Here is an 18,627-nt window from a genome sequence, read left to right on the forward strand (position 1 = left end):
CAGGTTTTCCTCACTCCACGCCGCATCAGGACTCGGAGTCCTCCAGCACCATCCGGATCAGGTCATCGGCGTCCATCGAGTCGACGTCCACCTTCTCGGGCCGCTCGGCTTCCACCGCCGCACCGGGCTCGGCCGGCTGACCCGGGCCGGCCGAACCGCCCGGAGCACCGGGGCCGGTGGTGACGGAGACCTCCGCGCCCTCCGCCAGGCCGACGAGCGCGTCCAGCAGCCCGGAGCCGCGCAGTTTCGCCAGCGGGATGCTGGCCAGGGTGCGCCGGACCCGGGTCTCCTCCGCCTCGTCCTGGGAGGCCGGGGCTGTGGCACCGGTGTCCCCGGCGACGTCGGCCTCGGTGGCGACCTCGTCGCGCAGGAACTCCGCCAGCGCGACCGGCGTGGCGTACTCGAACACCACGGTGGGCGGCAGGTGCAGACCGGTAGCGGGGTTGAGCCGGTTCCGGAACTCCACGGCCGCCAGCGAATCGAAGCCCAGGTCACGGAACGACCGGTCCGGCTCCACCGCCTGCGGTCCGCTGTGTCCCAGCACGGTGGCCGCGCACGTACGCACCAGCTCCAGCAGCGCGTGGTCCAGCTCGGCTCCCGTGAGGCCCGCGAACTGGCCCGGGCTCGCCTCCGGAGCCGCCGCGCCGCTGTCCGCCGTACGCCGCACCTTGGCGCGTACGAGACCGCGCAGCAGCGGCGGGACGGCCGTCTGACCCTTGAACGCGCTGGTCTCCAGCCGCATCGGCACCACCGCCGCGTTGCCCGAGTGCCGTGCCTCGTCGAAGAGTTGGGCACCACGGGCGTGCGTGACCGGGGCCATCCCCTCGCGGGCCATCCGGACCATGTCGGCCTCGCCGAGCGTGCCGGTCATGCCGCCGGCCTGCTCCCACGGCCCCCAGGCCAGCGAGACGGCGGGCAGGCCGAGCGTACGCCGGTGCGCGGCGAGCGCGTCCAGGTAGGCGTTCGCGGCGGCGTAGTTGCCCTGGCCGGGGCTGCCGAACACGCCGGCGACCGAGGAGAACAGCACGAACTGCGACAGGTCCAGGTGCCGGGTCAGGTCGTGCAGGTGACCGGCGGCGTCCACCTTCGGGCGGAAGACCCGGTCGACGCCCTCCGGGGTGAGCGAGGCGACCGTGGCGTCGTCCAGCACGCCGGCCGTGTGCACGACCGAGGTCAGCGGGTGCTCCGCGGGCACCGAGGCGAGCAGCCGGGACAGCGCTTCCCGGTCGGTCACGTCGCAGGCCGCGATGGTCACCGAGGCACCGGCCGCGGCCAATTCGGCACGCAGCTCCGCCGCGCCCGCCGCCTCCTGGCCACGCCGGGAGGCGAGCAGCAGGTGGCGTACGCCGTGCTCGTGTACGAGGTGCCGGGCCATCAGCGCGCCCAGCGCGCCCGTACCGCCGGTCACCAGGGTGGTGCCCTCGGGGTCGCTGGGCACCGGCAGGGTCAGCACGTGCTTGCCGACGTGCTTGCCCTGGCTGAGGAAGCGCAGCGCGTCGGCGGAGCGGCGGATGTCCCAGGCGGTGACCGGCAGGGTGTGCAGCTGCCCGCTCTCGAACAGCTCGACGAGCTGGCCGAGCATGTGCCGGATACGGTCCGGGCCGGCGTCGATCAGGTCGTACGCCTGGTAGGCGACGCCGGGGTGCTGGGCGGCCACGACCTCCGGGTCCCGGATGTCGATCTTGCCCATCTCCAGGAACCGGCCGCCCCGGGGCAGCAGCCGCAGCGAGGCGTCCACGAACTCCCGGGCGAGCGAGTCCAGGACCAGGTCAACGCCCTCGCCGCCGGTGGCGCCCAGGATGCGGTCCTCGAACTCGAGGGTCCGCGAGTTGGCGATGTGCGCGTCGTCGAAGCCGTTCGCCCGCAGGGTGTCCCACTTGCCGGGGCTGGCCGTGGCGTACACCTCGGCGCCCAGGTGCCGCGCCAGCTGCGAGGCGGCCATGCCGACGCCACCGGCCGCGGCGTGCACCAGCACCTTCTCGCCGGGCCGCAGCCGGCCGAGGTCGACCAGCCCGTAGTAGGCCGTCAGGAACACGATCGGCACCGAGGCGGCCTGGGCGAAGGTCCAGTGCCGCGGCATTCGCGCGACCGTACGGGCGTCGGCGACCGCGAGCGGGCCGAAGGCCGCGTCGAACATGCCGAAGACCGGGTCTCCTGGCCGTAGTTCGGTGACATCGGCACCGACCTCCGCGATCACGCCGGCGCCCTCGATGCCCATCCGGGCCTTGTCGTCCGGGTACATCCCGAGCGCGATCAGCGCGTCGCGGAAGTTCAGGCCGGCGGCCCGCACCTCGACGCGTACCTCGCCGGGTTCCAGCGCGGAGGCAGCCGTCGGGTTCTCGACCAGCGCCAGACTCTCCAGCGTGCCGCCGCCCAGCGTGTCCAGCTGCCAGGCCGAGAGGGCCGGGGGAACCAGCTCGCTGCCGGCCGTACGCGTCAGGCGCGGGGTGAACAGCTCCCCGCCACGGACGGCGAGTTCGCTCTCGCCGCTGGCGACCGCCGTGATCACGGCGGGCAGCGAGCCCTCGTGGCGGTCCAGATCAAGCAGCAGGAAGCGGTCCGGGTTCTCCGTGACGGCGGAGCGGATGAGCCCCCACAGCGGGGCGTTGGGCAGGTCCGACACGGGCTCGCCGGGGCCGGTCGCGACGGCGCCCCGGGTGCCGATGACCAGCTTCGCGGAGCCGAACCGGCTGTCCGCCAGCCACTGTTGCAGCAGCTCCAGCAGCTCGCGGGTGTTCCGCCGCGCCGTGTCCGGCAGCCCGGCCGCGCCCGGCGCGGTCAGCTCCGCGGCGACCGCCGGCTCCGTGCCGTACGACGCCCACACGACGGCGGGTGCCGCGTCGCCCGCGGCCACGGCAGCGCCGAGCGCGGCGAGATCGGCGTACGGAGTGCTGACCACGCCGGCGCCGGACAGTGCCGGGGCGAGCCCGAACGTGTCGGTGCCGAGCAGCGCCCACGCGCCGACCGGCACGTCCGCGCCGGCGGAGGCCGGCACCGGCTCCCAGTCGAGGTGGAACAGCGAGCCGTCGGCCCGGTTGCGCTCGCTCGCGCCCAGGCTGTCGGTGGAGATCTCGCGCACTATCAGGGAGTCCACGGAGGCGACCGGTTCGCCGGTGGCGTCGGCCACCGCCAGAGACACCGCGTCGGGCCCGCTGGAGCGCAGGCGTACCCGCACCCGGCCCGCGCCCACGGCGTGCAGCGACACCCCGGAGAAGGCGAAGGGGAGGGTGACGGCGCCGGCCGGGGCGTCGACGAAGTCGCCGTGCTCCAGCACGTGCAGGGTCGCGTCCAGTACGGCCGGGTGCAGTCCGAAGCGTTCGGCGTCGCCGGCCGCCGCGTCCGGCAGCGCGACCTCGGCGTAGACGTCCTGGTCGAGCCGCCAGGCGGCCCGTACGCCCTGGAAAACCGGGCCGTAGCCGTATCCGCTGGCCGCCAGCTCGCCGTACAGGTCACCCAGTTCGATCTGCTCCGCGCCGGCCGGCGGCCACTGCCGCAGGTCCGTACCGGCTGCGGGGTCCGCCGCCGTCAACGCGCCGCTGGCGTGCCGGGTCCACTCGCCGTCCACGGCGTCGTCCAGCGGCCGCGAGTACACGTTCAACGCCCGGTGTCCGCTGGCGTCCTCCTCGCCGACGACCGCCTGCACCTGCACACCGCCCGGTTCGGGGATCAGCAGCGGCGCCTCCAGCGTCAGGTCGGCGAGCCGGTCGCAGCCGGTCTCGTCGCCCGCGCGCAGCGCCAGCTCCACGAAGCCCGTACCGGGGAAGATCACGTGCCCGGAGACCCGGTGGTCGGCCAGCCACGGCTGGGCGCGCAGCGACAGTTGGCCGGTCAGCACGGTCTGTGTCCCGTCGGCCACCTCCACCGCGGCCCCCAGCAGCGGATGGTCGACGGAGGTGAGCCCGGCGCCGCCGACATCCCCGGTCGTGGCCGAGGACTGCTCGAACCAGAACCACTCGTGCTGGAAGGCGTACGTCGGCAACTCCACCCGGCTGGCTTCCAGTCCGCGCCAGTACGCCGGCCAGTCCACCGGCACGCCGCGCACCTGGGCCCGCGCCAGACCCTCGGTGAGGGTACGGGTCTCCGAGCGGTCGCCGCGGGTCAGTGCCACGAACGCCGTGTCCGGGGCGTCCGCCAGGCACTCCTGGCCCATCGCGGACAGCGTCCCGTCCGGCCCCAGCTCCAGGAAGGTGCTGACGCCCTCGGCCTCCAGGGTGCCCACGCCGTCGGCGAAGCGTACGGCCTGCCGCACGTGCCGCACCCAGTACTCCGGGTCGCGCAGCTCGTCCACGCTGGCCAGCGCGCCGGTGACGTTGGAGACCACCGGGATGCTCGGCACCTGGTAGACCAGCAGTTCCGCGACCCGGCGGAAGTCGTCCAGCATGCCCTCCATCCGCGGGGAGTGGAAGGCGTGACTGACCCGCAGCCGCTTGGTCTTACGGCCGCCGGCCGCCCAACGCTCGGCGATCTCCAGCACCGGCTGCTCGTCGCCGGACAGCACCACGGAGTTCGGGCCGTTGATCGCGGCGATGGACAACTCCGCCTCGCGCCCGGCCAGTTCGGGAAGCAGTTCCGCCTCGGTGGCCTGTACGGCGATCATGGCGCCGCCGACCGGCAGCTCCTGCATGAACTGGCCACGCGCGGCGACCAGCGCACAGGCGTCCTGTAGGGACAGCACCCCGGCGGCGCAGGCCGCCGCGATCTCCCCGATGGAGTGGCCGACGAGGTAGTCGGGGCGCACGCCCCAGTCCTCCAGCAGCCGGTAGAGCGAGATCTCCAGGGCGAACAGCGCGGCCTGGGTGAACATCGTCTGGTTCAGCAGGTCACCGGCCGGCATCGTCTCGGTGCCGAAGACCACGTCCCGGATCGACTCGTCGAGCCGCTCGTCCAGGTAGCGGCACGCCTCGTCGAAGGTCTTCGCGAACACCGGGTACGCGTCGTACAGCTCGCTCCCCATCCCCGGGCGCTGGCTGCCCTGCCCGGAGAAGAGGAAGGCGACCTTGCCGCCGGTGACCCGGCCGCGTACCACCCCGGCGGCCATGCCGTCCTCCTGGGCGAGGGCGGCGAGTCCGTCCAGCAGGCCCCGCCGGTCCGTCCCGACCACGACGCCGCGGCTGTCCAGCCCGGCGCGGGTGGTGGACAGCGCGTAAGCCACGTCGGCGGGTCGCAGTTCCGGGCGCTCGGTGACGTACGCGTGCAGGCGCTCGGCCTGAGCACGCAGCGCGGCGTCGTTCTTCCCGGAGAGCAGCCAGGGCAGGATGTCCGGCGTACGGCCGGCGGGCGCGCCGTCTCCGGCCGCGGTTCCCGCCGGCTCGGGCTCCGCCGGCTCGGGCCGCGGCGGTTCCTCGACGATCACGTGGGCGTTCGTGCCACTCACACCGAACGACGAGACCCCGGCCCGACGCGGGCCGTGCTCTGGCTTCGGCCACGGCACCGGCTCCCGCAGCAGCTCGATCGCGCCGGAGTCCCAGTTGACGTAGCTGGACGGGGTGTCCACGTGCAGGGTCCTGGGCAGCGTTCCGTGCCGCATCGCCATCAGCATCTTGATGATGCCGCCGACACCGGCCGCCGCCTGGGTGTGTCCGACGTTCGACTTGAACGAGCCGAGCCACAGCGGTCGTTCCGCTGTCCGGGACCGGCCGTAGGTGGCCATCAGCGCGTTCGCCTCGATGGGGTCGCCGAGCGCCGTACCGGTGCCGTGCGCGTCGACGGCGTCGACCTTGTCCGGGCTCAGGCCGCCGTTGGCGAGCGCCTGCCGGATCACCCGTTCCTGGGCACGGCCGTTGGGCGCGGTGAGGCCGTTGCTGGCGCCGTCCTGGTTGACCGCCGAACCGCGGACGACACCCAGCACCTCGTGGCCGTTGCGCTGCGCGTCGGACAGTCGCTCGACCAGCAGCACGCCGATGCCCTCGGACCAGGTGGTGCCGTCCGCGCCGTCACCGAACGCCTTGCAGCGGCCGTCCTTGGCCAGACCGCCCTGCCGGCTGAAGGCCGCGAAGGCGAAGGGGGTCGGCACGATGGTGACGCCGCTGACCACCGCCATGGTGCAGCCGCCGTCCCGCAGCGACTGCGCCGCGAGGTGCAGCGCGGAAAGCGAGGAGGAGCAGGCGGTGTCGACCGTCATCGCCGGGCCCTCGAAGCCGAAGGTGTAGGCGACCCGGCCGGAGGTGACGCTGTTCTCGTTGCCGGTGAGGAAGTACGCCTCCAGGCCGTCCTTCATGCTGCGCAGGCCGGGGTTGTAGTCGTTCCCGATCATGCCCGCGAAGACGCCCGTACGGCTGCCGCGCAGCGAGGTCACGTCGATGCCGGCGCGTTCGAAGACCTCCCATGAGCCCTCCAGCATCAGCCGCTGCTGCGGGTCCATGCCCAGCGCCTCGCGCGGGCCGATGCCGAACAGGCCGGGGTCGAAGTCACCGGCGTCGTGCAGGAACCCGCCCTCGCGGGTGTAGGTCTTGCCGGCCTTCTCCGGGTCGGGGTCGTACACCCCGTCAATGTCCCAGCCGCGGTTGGTGGGGAACTCCGAGATGGCGTCGACGCCGTCGGAGACCAGCTCCCACAGAGCCTCCGGTGAGTCGACGCCGCCGGGGAACTTGCAGCTCATACCGATGATGGCGATCGGGTCGTCAACTCCCGCACCGGCATGCACGGGGACCCCGGTCGCGGTGTCGGAACCGGTGAACACGTCGTGCAGATGCTCGGCCAGCACGCTCACGCTCGGATAGTCGAACGCCACGGTCACGGGCAGCTCGAGCCCGGTGGTCGCGGTGAGTTGGCGGTGCAGGTTCACCGCGGCCAAGGAGTCCAGGCCGAGGTCGAGGAAGGTGCTCTGGGCGTCGATCGCTTCCGCGGGGTCGCGCAGCACCGAGGCGGCGACCGTACGCACCAGCTCACCCAGGATGCGCTGCTGTTCGTACGCGGGCAGGTCGGCGAGGTCCGCCGGGAGACCAGGCGCTTCGGCTTCGACTGGCTCGGGTTCGGGCTCGGGCTCGGCTGGCACGGACTCGGCAGCGTCGGCCTCGGTCGCCTGGGGGCCCGTCGCGGCGGCGACCGGCTCCGGGCTGACCGGCTCGGACTCGGACGCGGGAGCGGCGGCGACCGGCTCCGGGCTGACCGGCTCGGACTCGGACGCGGGAGCGGCGGCGACCGGCTCCGGGCTGACCGGCTCGGGCTCCGGGCTGACCGGCTCGGACTCGGACGCGGGAGCGGCGGCCACCGGCTCCGGGCTGACCGGCTCCGGTACGGACTCCGGTGCGGAAGCCACCGGTTCCCTGTGGAGCGATTCCTGGCGCGTCCGCTCGGCTATGGCCTCCTCCGCGGCCTTGCGTTCGGCGATCGCCGCTTCCGCGGCCGTACGCCCGGTGGCCCGCGCCGCGGCGGGTACCGGCTCGGCGTCGGCGGCTTCCGAGGAGTCCTCCAGGTCCCATATCCGCAGCGTCTGCGTCACGTTGGACTCGGGCGAGGGCTCCTCGGTGCCGCCTTCGATCGGCCCCCACCCGGCCGGCTCCGCCTCTGCGGGCTCCGGTCGGACAGCCTCTGACGCGGCGGGCTCCGGCAGGGCAGGCTCCCCCCGGACCGACTCGGCCGGCGGCTCGAAGGCACCGGCGTCCTCCTCGGGAGGGTTCTCCCGCCCCGGACTCAGTCGGGGTTCCAGGTCCGCCGGCACTCTCAGGTGACGGGTCGCCGGTTCGAGGGGCTCGCCGTCCGTGGTGTCGGGCGTGCCGGGCGGCTCCGTCGGGCCGGGCACGGAGTCGGCCGCCCCCGTCCCCTCGACGGCGGAAGCCGTTCCCGCGGAAGCCGGCTCGGACGCTCGACTCGACTCGGGCGCCGTGTCCCCGGCCGTGTCCTCGCCTCCGTCCCACTGCCTCAGCAGGTCCCACACCCGGAGGATGGTGGTCTGGCTGGACTCGGCGTCGTGGTCGAAGTGCAACGGCGAGTCGTCCGCGCCGCCGGTGGCGGTGCCCTTCGCCGGCGTGGCCTGGCCGGGCTGTTGGTCGGCGTCCGTGCCGCCCGTCGTACCGCCGGCGGCGACCCGTTCGCCGGTGGCCGCGGGCTCGCGCACCGCGTCCTCCAGCGGATCGCCGTCCCACACGGTGAACACCCTGGAGTCACGGCCGGCGTTCGGGTCGGCCCGCAGTTCGCGCGTCGCCTCGATCGCCTTCATCATGCCTTCCGGCGACTCGATGTGGACGACGGGCAGGGCGAACTCGACGACACCCTCGGGCAACGCGGGCCCGAAGACCAGCCCGAGCTTGGTGCCGTCCTGCTTCATCTCGGACAGCACGTGCTCGACGCTCACCGGCCGGAGCATGTTCTCCCGGAAGAGATCGCGCACCGCGTCCGCGGACAGCACCGGCTCCCGGTGCAGCGAGGAGTAGACCGGAACCTGGGGGTCCCGGATGTCCAGCCCCTTGACGACGGGTTCGATGAAGTCGGAGGCGTGCTGGGCCAGCGGGGAGTGCAACGCCATGTTCACGTCGTCGAGTACGGCGACCACGCCGGGCGGGGCCTCCGCCTCCAGCTCCTTGAGCGCGCTCTTGTAGCCGGCGAGCATCGTGAGCCGCTTGGAGCCGTTGACCGTGGTGCCGAAGTCGGCGGCGAGGTACACGCCCTTGCGCCGCTTGCCGTAGTAGTGCGCGAGGTCGTGCTCGACCGGGATGAAGGCGAGCGCCACACCCGTGGGGGGAAGGTCCTCCGGCGGTCCGGGATAGTCCCGGATGCGGATGAGCATCCGGAACAGCTCACGGCGGCTGAGCGATCCGGCCACACACGAGCCGACCAGGTCGCCGAGGCTGACGCCACTGACCACGGTGGGACGGATGCCGTGCTCGGCGAGGACGTCGTGGATGCCGAGGGCCATGGCGGCCTCCCGGATGACGGCGATGCTGTCACCGAGGGAGGGGTCCTGCTCGTGCGGCAACTCGTCGTACAGGATCTGGTCGATGGTGAGACCGGTGTACTCGGACACCTCCTGGTAGCACCTGCGGACCACCTGGTAGCGCTCGTACAGCCCCACGCCACTACTGGTCTGAGGGGCTATTCCGCCGCCGAGAATATAGCCCAGTGTCATGAACGTCCCCTTCTGCTGCCCAACGCCACGCGCATTTGGGCCCCGCGTACCGGGACAGCCACACACGTCCGCCAGCTGACAAGTGAAACGCACGGCCGACGCGGAAACCCCTAGTCTTGCCCGCCGGTCGCGCTCCCCTGCTCCGCCGACGGTCGGTCCACGCCGCCCGGAAGGCCCTACGACCCGTACGGCCGCCCCGCACCACTTTCCAGGATCCAGCGGCCGACGATTCGCGTCCCATCCTCCCGGCGCCGGGGCCCAGCTCCGCACCACCCGCGGCGTGGTCTGGGGATATCTCCAGAAAATCGGCGGGACTCCGCCGACCGTTCGGACCCCTGAGCGCCGCTGACGGGCCGACACCTCCGCCGCGCGACGAACGGCCAGCTCAGCGTGCCCGATTGAGACCGCCCAGGACCTCGAGCGCACTCTCCACCACGTCTATACATCGAAGGTATACACATGGTGTAGAGTCCTTCGCATGTCCATCAGTCACACCCTGCTCGGCCTCCTGGAGGCAGGTCCGCGGCATGGCTACGACCTCAAGCGGGCCTTCGACGAGCGCTTCGGTCACGACCGCCAGCTGCACTACGGCCAGGTCTACTCGACGATGTCCCGACTCCTGAAGAACGGCCTCGTGGAGGTCGACGGCGTCGAGGCCGGCGGCGGCCCGGAGCGCAAGCGATACGCCATCACGGACGCCGGGGTCACCGACGTGCAGACGTGGCTCACGACGCCGGAGAAGCCCGAGCCGTACCTCCAGAGCACCCTCTACACCAAGGTCGTGCTCGCCATGCTCACCGGCAGGGACGCCGGCGAACTGCTCGATACCCAACGCGCGGAGCACTTGCGGCTCATGCGGGACCTCACCCGCCGCAAGAAGGGCGGCGACCTGGCCGACCAACTCATCTGCGACCACGCGTTGTTCCACCTGGAAGCCGATCTGCGCTGGCTGGAAACCGCCGGCAGTCGGCTCGAGAAACTCGCTAAGGAGGTGCTGGCATGACCGCACCAGCCACCACCGTCACACCCCCCACCGCCACGACGGCACTGCTCGCCGCCAGCGGCCTGCACAAGACGTACGGCAGCACCGCCGCGCTGGCCGGCGCGGACCTGTCCGTGCGCGCCGGCGAGGTGGTGGCCGTCATGGGCCCGTCCGGCTCCGGCAAGTCGACCCTGCTGCACTGCCTCGCGGGCATCGTGCCGCCGGACTCCGGCACGGTGCACTACCGGCAGCAGGAGATGTCCAGCATGTCGGACGCCGAGCGCAGCGCGCTGCGCCGCAGGGACTTCGGCTTCGTCTTCCAGTTCGGCCAGCTCGTCCCCGAGTTGACCTGCACGGAAAACGTCGCGCTGCCCCTTCGGCTCGCCGGCGCCAAGCGCAGGGCGGCGGAGGAGCGGGCCACTCACTGGCTGGAGCGGCTCGAGGTCGAGGACGTCCGCCACCACCGGCCCGGCCAGATCTCCGGAGGCCAGGGGCAACGCGTGGCCATCGCCCGCGCCCTGGTGGGCGACCCCAGCGTGATCTTCGCCGACGAACCGACCGGGGCACTCGACTCGCTGAACGGCGAGCGGGTGATGGACCTGCTCACGGACTCCGCCAAGGAGTCCCGCACGGCCGTCGTCCTGGTCACCCACGAGGCCCGGGTGGCGGCGTACTCCGACCGCGAGATCGTCGTACGGGACGGCAGCGCCCGGGACATGGCGGCCCTCGCATGAGCGGCACGAGGACCGAGCCACGAGCGGCCGACGGCGCGGCCGAGGCCGAGGCCGGAGGGACGCCCGGTTCGGGCCCCGACAGCCGGACGGCACACGACCCGGCACGCCGGCCCAGCCTGCGCGGATGGTTCGACGACATCGCCATGGGGCTCCGCTTCGCCTTCGGCGGCGGCCGGGAGGGCTGGCTGCGCACCTGCCTGACGAGCGTCGGCGTGGGAGTCGGCGTGGCGGTGCTCCTGTTCGCCGCCTCCGTGCCGCACATGATGGAGGCGCAGGACGCGCGCAAGGCCTCCTGGACGCCGACCAGCACCTTCCAGGAGGAGCCCCGGAAGTCCGACCAGACGCTCCTCAGCGACACCGCCAACACCGAGTTCCGAGGCGAGAGCGTACGCGGCCGGATTCTCGACCCGGACGGCGAACAGCCGCCCGTACCAGCGGGGTTGGAGGCGATTCCCGAGCCCGGCGAGGTCGTCGTCTCGCCGAAGCTGCGGGAGCTCCTGCGATCCTCCGAGGGGGACCTCCTGAAACCCCGCGTCCCCGGCGAGATCACCGGCACCATCTCCAAGGAGGGGCTGGCGGGGCCGCAGGAGTTGGCGTTCTACGCGGGTTCGGACGACCTGACGAGCGACACCGCGTCTCGTGTGGACGGGTACGGCCCGCAGGAGGGGGAGTCCCAACCGTTGCCGGCAGCACTGATGCTGCTCATCGTGGTGGCGTGTGTCGTGTTGCTGTTGCCCGTGGGCGCGTTCATCGCCGCCGCGGTCCGCTTCGGCGGGGAGCGACGGGACCGACGCCTGGCCGCGCTGCGGCTGACGGGCGCGGACACCCGGATGACGCGCAGAATCGCGGCGGGCGAGGCCGCCGGAGGCTCGCTGCTCGGCCTGGCGGTGGGCGGGGTGTTCTTCCTGTTGTTGCGCGAGTCCGCTACCGCGGTGCGTGTACAGGGCCTGAGCCTGTACTCCTCGGACCTCCTCCCGCATCCGGGGCTCACCGCGCTGCTGGCGATCGCCGTGCCGGGCTGCGCGATCGCCGTGACGCTGCTCGCGCTGCGGGGGGTCGTCATCGAACCGCTCGGCGTGGTGCGCCAGACCCCGACCCGGAAGCGCCGGCTGTGGTGGCGGGTGCTGCCCATGCTCCTCGGCGTGGCACTGCTACTGCCCTACCTCGGCGGCTTCGCCGAGGGGGAGACGCAGAGCGATGTCGACACGTTCCAGCTCGCCGCCGCCGTCGTACTGATCCTGGTAGGGGTCACCGCGCTGCTGCCCTGGCTGGTGGAATCGGTCGTGCGCCGGACCCGTGGCGGCCCGGTCGCGCTACAACTGGCCGTGCGTCGGCTCCAGTTGGACAGTGGCACGTCCGCGCGTGCGGTGAGTGGGGTCACAGTGGCCATCGCCGGGGCGATCGCGCTACAGGTGCTCTTCGGCGCCGTGCAGGAGGACGAGACGACACTCTCCGGAGGGCCACGGTTCGACAGCCAATTGCTGGTGTCCACCCCCGCCCAGGAACACGCCACGGCGGAGGCACTGCGTGCGGATCTGGACCGGTCTCAGGGCGTGCGCGAGACGATCGCGCTGACCTCGAGCTTCGCCATCCCCGCCGACGCGGGCCCGGATGGCATGGAGGACTCGGTCACCGTGGGCGACTGTGCCTCGCTACGCACTCTCGCGAAGATCGACTCCTGCGAGCCGGGTGACACCTTCGTCGTCACGGACTCCGACCCCGGGGCCACGCCGAAGCCGGGCACCACGTACGCCATGGACGACCCCGCCGGGGACGCGAAGTCCGGCGACAAGGGACGGGCCGAGCGGTGGAAGCTGCCCGAGGACGCTCGACCGGTGTCCTCTCACCAGGCCCACGACGACTTCAGCGTCACCTCCGGAATCCTGACGACCCCGGAAGCCGTGGACGACACCCGGTTGACGCAGGGATACTCCGACGTCCACGTGCGCACCGATCCGGGGAACGAGGACACGACTGAGCACGTACGGAACACCGCGGCCCGCTTCTCCATGGCGGCCGACACGTTCAACCAGACGGACACCCGCGTCTCGCAGGAGTTCGCGGCGATCAAGCGCGGTATATACGCCGCGTCAGCCGCTCTGCTGCTGCTGATCGGCGCGAGCCTGACGATCTCCACGCTGGAGCAGTTGCGGGAGCGCAAGCGGCTGTTGTCCGTTCTGGTGGCGTTCGGCACCCGACGCTCGACCCTCGGCTGGTCGGTGTTCTGGCAGAACGCCATCCCGATCCTGCTGGGCGTGGCCCTGGCGGCGGCCACCGGTGTCGGGCTCGGCCTGCTGCTCCTGCAGTTGGCGGGGGTGCCGATGAGCGTCGACTGGCTGGCGATCGGCGGTCTGGCCAGTCTCGGTGGCCTGCTCATCCTGCTGGTGACGCTGCTGAGCGCGCCCGTGCTGTGGCGGATGATGCGGCCGGACGGGCTTCGTACGGAATAGCGCGCGCCGCCCAAGCGGTGCGGTGGCCGGCCCGGGCACACAGGGGGTGCCCGGGCCGGCCCTCACATCCCCGAAGGACTTCGGGCTGTTCGGACAACGGCTCGTACGATAAAGTGATATCACTTTGCTAATGAGGCCGTGACCGCGGCCGTAAAGGATCGGGGGACTCCCATGAGCGACAGTCGACCCAGCGACCCGACCACCCAGACCACCCAGAAGGCAGCCACCCCCGGTGAGCGGGACACGTCCGGAGGCCGGGCGCCCGAACCGCCCGGAACCCCCGCGCCCCAGGTGCGGGAGACCACGGCCACCAGCGCACCCGGCGCGCTCGCACTGTCCCTCGGGCTGCTCGGCGTGCTCCTCGGCGCTGGGGTGACCGTCTTCGGCGCCGTCCTCGCCAGCGAGAGCGCGCTGGGCATCGTCCTGATCATCGTCGGTGCCGTCACCCTGCTGGGCTCGGTCTTCGCCATGTGCGGACTCAACATGGTGGCGCCCGGGGAGGCCCGGGTCGTACAGCTTTTCGGGCGCTATACCGGCACCCTGCGGGTCGACGGCCTGCGCTGGGTCAACCCGCTGACCACCCGGACCCGTATCTCCACCCGGGTGCGCAACCACGAGACCGCGGTGCTCAAGGTCAACGACGCCTACGGCAACCCGATCGAGCTGGCGGCGGTCGTGGTCTGGCAGGTCACCGACACCGCGCAGGCCACCTTCGAGGTGGACGACTACGTCGAGTTCGTGTCCACCCAGACGGAGGCCGCGGTCCGGCACATCGCCATCGAGTACCCGTACGACGCGCACGACGACGACCAACTCTCCCTGCGTGGCAACGCCGAGGAGATCACGGAGAAGCTGGCCGTCGAACTCACGGCACGGGTACGTTCAGCGGGCGTCACCATCGTCGAGTCCCGGTTCACGCACCTCGCCTACGCTCCGGAGATCGCCTCCGCGATGCTGCAACGGCAGCAGGCCGGTGCGGTGGTGGCCGCCCGGCAGACCATCGTGGACGGCGCGGTCGGGATGGTGGAGGACGCGATGCGGCGCCTCGAGACGGAGGACTTCGTCGAGTTGGACGACGAGCGCCGGGCCAGCATGGTCAGCAACCTGCTGGTCGTGCTCTGCGGCGACCGCTCACCCCAACCCGTCATGAACACCGGCACGCTGTATCAATGACGGACGCGGACGAGCCCAGCGAGCGTGGCGAGCCCCCCGGGGCCGGTGCGGGGCCCGCCGGGTGCGACTCGGACGGCGAGGAGGGGGCGGGCCCGTTCGGGACGGACACGACACCGGCGGAGTCCGCCGCCCGGACCCGCGCTCCCCGACGACAACGCAAGCAGGTGCTGCTCCGGCTCGACCCGGCCGTACACGACGCCCTCGCTCGCTGGGCGGCCGGCGAGCTCCGATCGACCAACGCCCAGATCGACTACCTGCTTCGACAGGCCCTACGGGACGCGGGCCGGCTGCCCGGGGACACCGGGCCACCGGCGAAGCGCGGCCGTCCGCCACGGGAACGGGAGTGACGGCGGACCGTACTGGCTGTACTGGCCGTGCCGCAGGTGCCGGATGCGCCGGATCACGCTTCCCGCGCCGGCTGTGAGCCTCACACGACGCCCGATCCGTACGCCGATCGCCCCGCGTGACGGCACCTTCCGAAATACCGCGTACCTCACCTTGGTCTGACTCAACCCGCTGTCCGGCAGTCGCGTCAGCGACAGGGAACGCCAAGCCGAACCAGTCGGTGGCGGGCACGCGACAAGGATCCAGGAGGGCGGTGCTGTGCGGCGAGGACCGGAGCGTCGTCCCGACGGGCTGAGAGTCCGACACAGCATCACCGGCACCGGTGGCCCGACGAGTCCCGCACCGGAGCGCTCGCGACACGGCGGTACGGACAGCGCGAACGGACGGCCCCGACCAGTGACGGTGCCGGTCGAGCCGCCGGCGTCAGCCGCACCGCCCGTCCAACCAGCACCTGTCCGACCGCCATCCGTCGAGTCGGCCGCGGACCACCACGGTCCGCTCCGGTCCAGGGCACGCTCCGCCCGGCGGCTCCTGCTGCGCTTCGTGCGACGGCCCTACCTCACGCCCGCCGATCCGTCGTACGTCGTGCGCCGCTGGCCGGACCTGACGGCGCTCTGCGTGGCCACCGTGTTCTTCTGGCTGTCCCTCACCCCGTCGTTGGTGCCCCGGCCGTGGTATCTGCAGGGCCTCATCGGCGGGATAACCGCCTCGATCGGCTACGCCCTCGGGGCCCTCACCGGCGCCCTCGTCCGGGCGGCGCTCCGGAGCGCGCTCGTCCGGGCGAGGCTTCGCGGCGCCCCCCTTTCCCTGCCCCGTGGGCTTCCCCGACTGTTCCGCCGACTCCTCCGCCGTGCCACCACCGCGCAAGCCGGCGCCAACCCGCGCCCGCGCCCGTACGACACCGACCGCGCCCGTGCGCACGTCTGGCAGATCTACTTCCTGCTCAGCCCGCTGCTGACCGTCTACTGCCTGTCCGAGAGCGCGCGCATGCAGCGCGACCTGCGCCGGCTGCAGGAGCTCCCGGCGTCGCTGACCTGGCACGCCATGATGATCACGCTGATGGCCGGGGCGCTCTGTGCCCTGTTGCTGCTGCTCGCCCGCGGGATACGCCTCGGCACCCGCGCGCTCATCCGGGTGCTGGGTCGCTTCGTGCCCCGACCGGTCGCGGTGGTGGCGGGCCTGCTGGTCAGCGCCACGCTCGTCACGGTCGGCAGTCGGGACGTGGTCTTCGACCGCGGGGTAGTCGGCATCGTCTCCCGGATCGCCGCCGCCACCGACCAGAGCACCAAGGACGGCGTCACGCAGTCCGGTTCACGGTACGTCTCGGGCAGCCCGGACTCTCTCGTGGCCTGGGACGACCTGGGTTACGAGGGTCGGAACTTCACCGGCTCCACCCTCTCCCGTAAGCAGATCGCCCAGGTCACCGGCCGCCCGGCCCGTCCTCCCGTCCGGGTGTACGTCGGTCAGCGCGCCGCCGAGACGTACGCCGCGCGCGCCCGGCTGGCCGTGGCCGAACTCGAGCGCACCGGCGGCTTCCGGCGTGAGGTTCTGGCGGTCGCCGGGACCACCGGGCGCGGCTGGATCAACTCCACGGACGCCGAACCGCTGGAGTACATGTACGGCGGCGACACCGCCATCGTCGCGATGCAGTACTCCTACCTGCCCAGCTGGCTCTCCTTCCTGCTGGACAAGGAACAGGCGGGCAAGGCGAACCGGGCGCTGCTGGAGGCCGTACGGGACAGACTGCGGGAGATGCCCGAGAAGGAACGCCCGAAACTGGTGGTGTTCGGGGAGAGCCTGGGGGCGTACGGAGTCGAGGCGGCGTTCGAGGACCCGGAGGACCTACTGGCGAGCGTGGACGGTGCGGTGTTCGCCGGCTCACCGCACGCCTCGCCGATCCGCCGGGAGGTGACGGAGGACCGGGACGCCGGCAGCCCGGTGTGGCGTCCGGAATACCGGGACGGGCGGCACTTCCGGTTCGCGCAGTATCCAGAGGCCGATCTGGCTCGCCCGGAGGGGCGGTGGGAAAGCCCCCGGGTGGTCTTCCTGCAGAACGCCTCGGACCCGATCGTGTGGTGGTCCCCCGACCTGGCGGTCAATCCCCCGCGCTGGCTGCGGGCCCCGCTGGGTCCGGACATCACCACCGAGGTGAACTGGGCGCCGTTCGTGACGTTCTGGCAGACCACCGTGGACATGGCGGTCTCCTACAGCGTCTCCGCCCCGCACGGCCACCGGTACGGCACCGCCTCGGTTGCCGCGTGGGCCGCCGTACTGCCGCCGGACGACTGGTCGGACGAGGACACCGAGCGGCTGCAGGAGTTCATGGACAAGCGGGACGCGCCGTACTGACCCAGGCCACCCGCCGGTCGCCACGGCATGTCACGTCACGCCCCGTCACGCCGGCCGGTCGCCGCCCCCGGCCTCATCGCCGCGCTGTGCCGGGTCGCCGCCGGCCGAACCGCCGCTGCTCGTACGGTCACTGGCTCCGGCGTCCCCGGCGGCCGAAGGACGGCCCGGGGCGGCGCCCGGTTCCGCCGCGTCCCCAGGCGTGCCCCGCATCGCGGAGTCGCGTGCCGGATGGCCCTCCGCGGACCCCCGTGCCAGGCCGGGGGCCACCAGGGAGGCCGTCGCGCCCGGCGGGCCCTCCGGGAGCGTGCCCTCCTGCAGCGCCTGCTCCCGGGCGTACGCGCGCAGGTAGCCCACGCCGGTGTTGGTGACCGCCACCAGCGGCACCGCCACCACCGCGCCCGGAATCCCGGCGACCAGGCCGCCGCCGGTGACGGCCAGCACCACGGCCAGCGGATGCACCCGCACGAGCCGGCCCAGGATGAAGGGTTGCAGGATGTGACTCTCGATCTGCTGGACGGCCAGCACCACCCCCAGCACCATCATCGAGGTGACGACGTCGTTGGTGACCAGCGCCACCACGACGGCCAACGCGCCGGAGATGACGGCGCCGACGATGGGGATGAAGGCGAAGAGGAAGATGAAGACGGCCAGCGGGACGGCCATCGGCACGTCCAGGAAGTACAGGCCGATGCCGATGAACACCGCGTCGATCAGCGCCACTATCACCGTGCCGCGGACGTATCCGGTCAGGGTGGTCCAGGCGCGTGGCCCGGCCCCGGCCACCCCCTCGCGGGCGGAGGCGGGGACGAACTTCAGCACCCAGGACCAGATCGTCCGCCCGTCGTACAACAGGAACAGCGTCACGAACATCGCCAGCAGCGCGCCGGACAGGAACTCGAAGATCACGGTTACGCCCTCGAGACCGGCGGAGGTCACCTCCTGGCTGTTGTCCCCGAGCCAGTCGCTGACATTGGTCGCGATGTTGTTGATCTGCTCCTCGGAGACGTGGAACGGGCCGTCCACCGCCCAGGTCTTGAGTTCCTCGATGCCGTCCTGCACCTGCTCGGTGAGGCGCGGCAGGTTCTCCATCACCTGCCAGACCACGAACCAGCCGACCAGGCCCATCACCACGAAGCCGGTGATGAACGTGAACAGGGTGGCCAGCCCCCGACCGAGGCCGAGGCGTCGCAGTCGCGCCACGGTCGGCTGCATCAGCGCGGTCACCAACAGACCGGCGGCGAACGACATGATCAGCAGGCTGATCGTGCTGACCACCGACATCAGGACGTAGAGCACACCGGCGAGTACGAGCAGCCGCCAGCCGGCCTCGGCCGCCACCCGCATCCCCCACGGGATCACCGCGGCTGGTTCCGGCTTCGCCGGCACCGCCGGGGCGTAGGCGGGTGGTGCCGGCACGCGAGCCGTTTCCGGTTCGGTGTCCGTGCGGCCCGCCGGCGCGCCGCCGCCCCGGTCGCCGTGCTCCTCCGGCCCGGCTGCGACCGTACGGGCGCGACGCTCGGCCATCCGTCC

The 18,627-nt window shown here is 72.3% G+C and carries 7 protein-coding genes and 1 pseudogene; 6 read left to right on the plus strand and 2 right to left on the minus strand.

Annotation, left to right across the window (positions count from 1 at the left end):
* Nucleotides 1-25: 25 nt before the first annotated feature.
* Nucleotides 26-9,064 (minus strand): type I polyketide synthase, encoded by a 9,039-nt coding sequence (locus tag AN216_RS05615; RefSeq protein WP_244502335.1) that lies wholly within the window; start codon nucleotides 9,062-9,064, stop codon nucleotides 26-28.
* Between the two features lie 478 nt (nucleotides 9,065-9,542).
* Between AN216_RS05615 and AN216_RS05620 the strand changes: the two genes are divergently transcribed.
* The 6 genes and pseudogenes from AN216_RS05620 to AN216_RS05645 all read left to right on the plus strand — a co-directional run bounded on the left by AN216_RS05620 (nucleotide 9,543) and on the right by AN216_RS05645 (nucleotide 17,097).
* Nucleotides 9,543-10,067, plus strand: a complete 525-nt coding sequence (locus AN216_RS05620) for a PadR family transcriptional regulator (RefSeq protein WP_070195480.1) — start codon at nucleotides 9,543-9,545, stop codon at nucleotides 10,065-10,067.
* Nucleotides 10,064-10,780, plus strand: a complete 717-nt coding sequence (locus AN216_RS05625) for an ABC transporter ATP-binding protein (protein WP_070195481.1) — start codon at nucleotides 10,064-10,066, stop codon at nucleotides 10,778-10,780. The genes AN216_RS05620 and AN216_RS05625 overlap by 4 nt, the downstream gene beginning before the upstream one ends.
* Nucleotides 10,777-13,230 (plus strand): ABC transporter permease, encoded by a 2,454-nt coding sequence (locus tag AN216_RS05630; RefSeq protein ID WP_079166296.1) that lies wholly within the window; start codon nucleotides 10,777-10,779, stop codon nucleotides 13,228-13,230. Before AN216_RS05625 ends, AN216_RS05630 begins: the two co-directional genes overlap by 4 nt.
* A 171-nt stretch (nucleotides 13,231-13,401) precedes the next feature.
* Nucleotides 13,402-14,403 (plus strand): SPFH domain-containing protein, encoded by a 1,002-nt coding sequence (locus AN216_RS05635; RefSeq protein ID WP_079166297.1) that lies wholly within the window; start codon nucleotides 13,402-13,404, stop codon nucleotides 14,401-14,403.
* Between the two features lie 125 nt (nucleotides 14,404-14,528).
* Nucleotides 14,529-14,750, plus strand: a pseudogene (locus AN216_RS05640) (type II toxin-antitoxin system antitoxin); the annotation flags it as partial.
* Between the two features lie 541 nt (nucleotides 14,751-15,291).
* A complete protein-coding gene (locus AN216_RS05645) occupies nucleotides 15,292-17,097 on the plus strand; it encodes an alpha/beta hydrolase (RefSeq protein ID WP_244502336.1) in 1,806 nt (601 codons plus the stop codon).
* 45 nt (nucleotides 17,098-17,142) lie between these two features.
* Here the strand turns inward: AN216_RS05645 and AN216_RS05650 are convergent.
* A partial coding sequence (locus tag AN216_RS05650) for an AI-2E family transporter (RefSeq protein WP_420855690.1) occupies nucleotides 17,143-18,627 on the minus strand: 1,485 nt, incomplete at its 5' end.

The sequence above is a fragment of the Streptomyces oceani genome (genome assembly GCF_001751245.1).
GTDB lineage: Bacteria > Actinomycetota > Actinomycetes > Streptomycetales > Streptomycetaceae > Streptomyces > Streptomyces oceani.

Coding starts and splice junctions, on each gene's coding strand:
- AN216_RS05615 (WP_244502335.1), bottom strand. CDS start 9,064: ATGACACTGGGCTATATTCTCGGCGGCGGAATAGCCCCTCAGACCAGT.
- AN216_RS05620 (WP_070195480.1), top strand. CDS start 9,543: ATGTCCATCAGTCACACCCTGCTCGGCCTCCTGGAGGCAGGTCCGCGG.
- AN216_RS05625 (WP_070195481.1), top strand. CDS start 10,064: ATGACCGCACCAGCCACCACCGTCACACCCCCCACCGCCACGACGGCA.
- AN216_RS05630 (WP_079166296.1), top strand. CDS start 10,777: ATGAGCGGCACGAGGACCGAGCCACGAGCGGCCGACGGCGCGGCCGAG.
- AN216_RS05635 (WP_079166297.1), top strand. CDS start 13,402: ATGAGCGACAGTCGACCCAGCGACCCGACCACCCAGACCACCCAGAAG.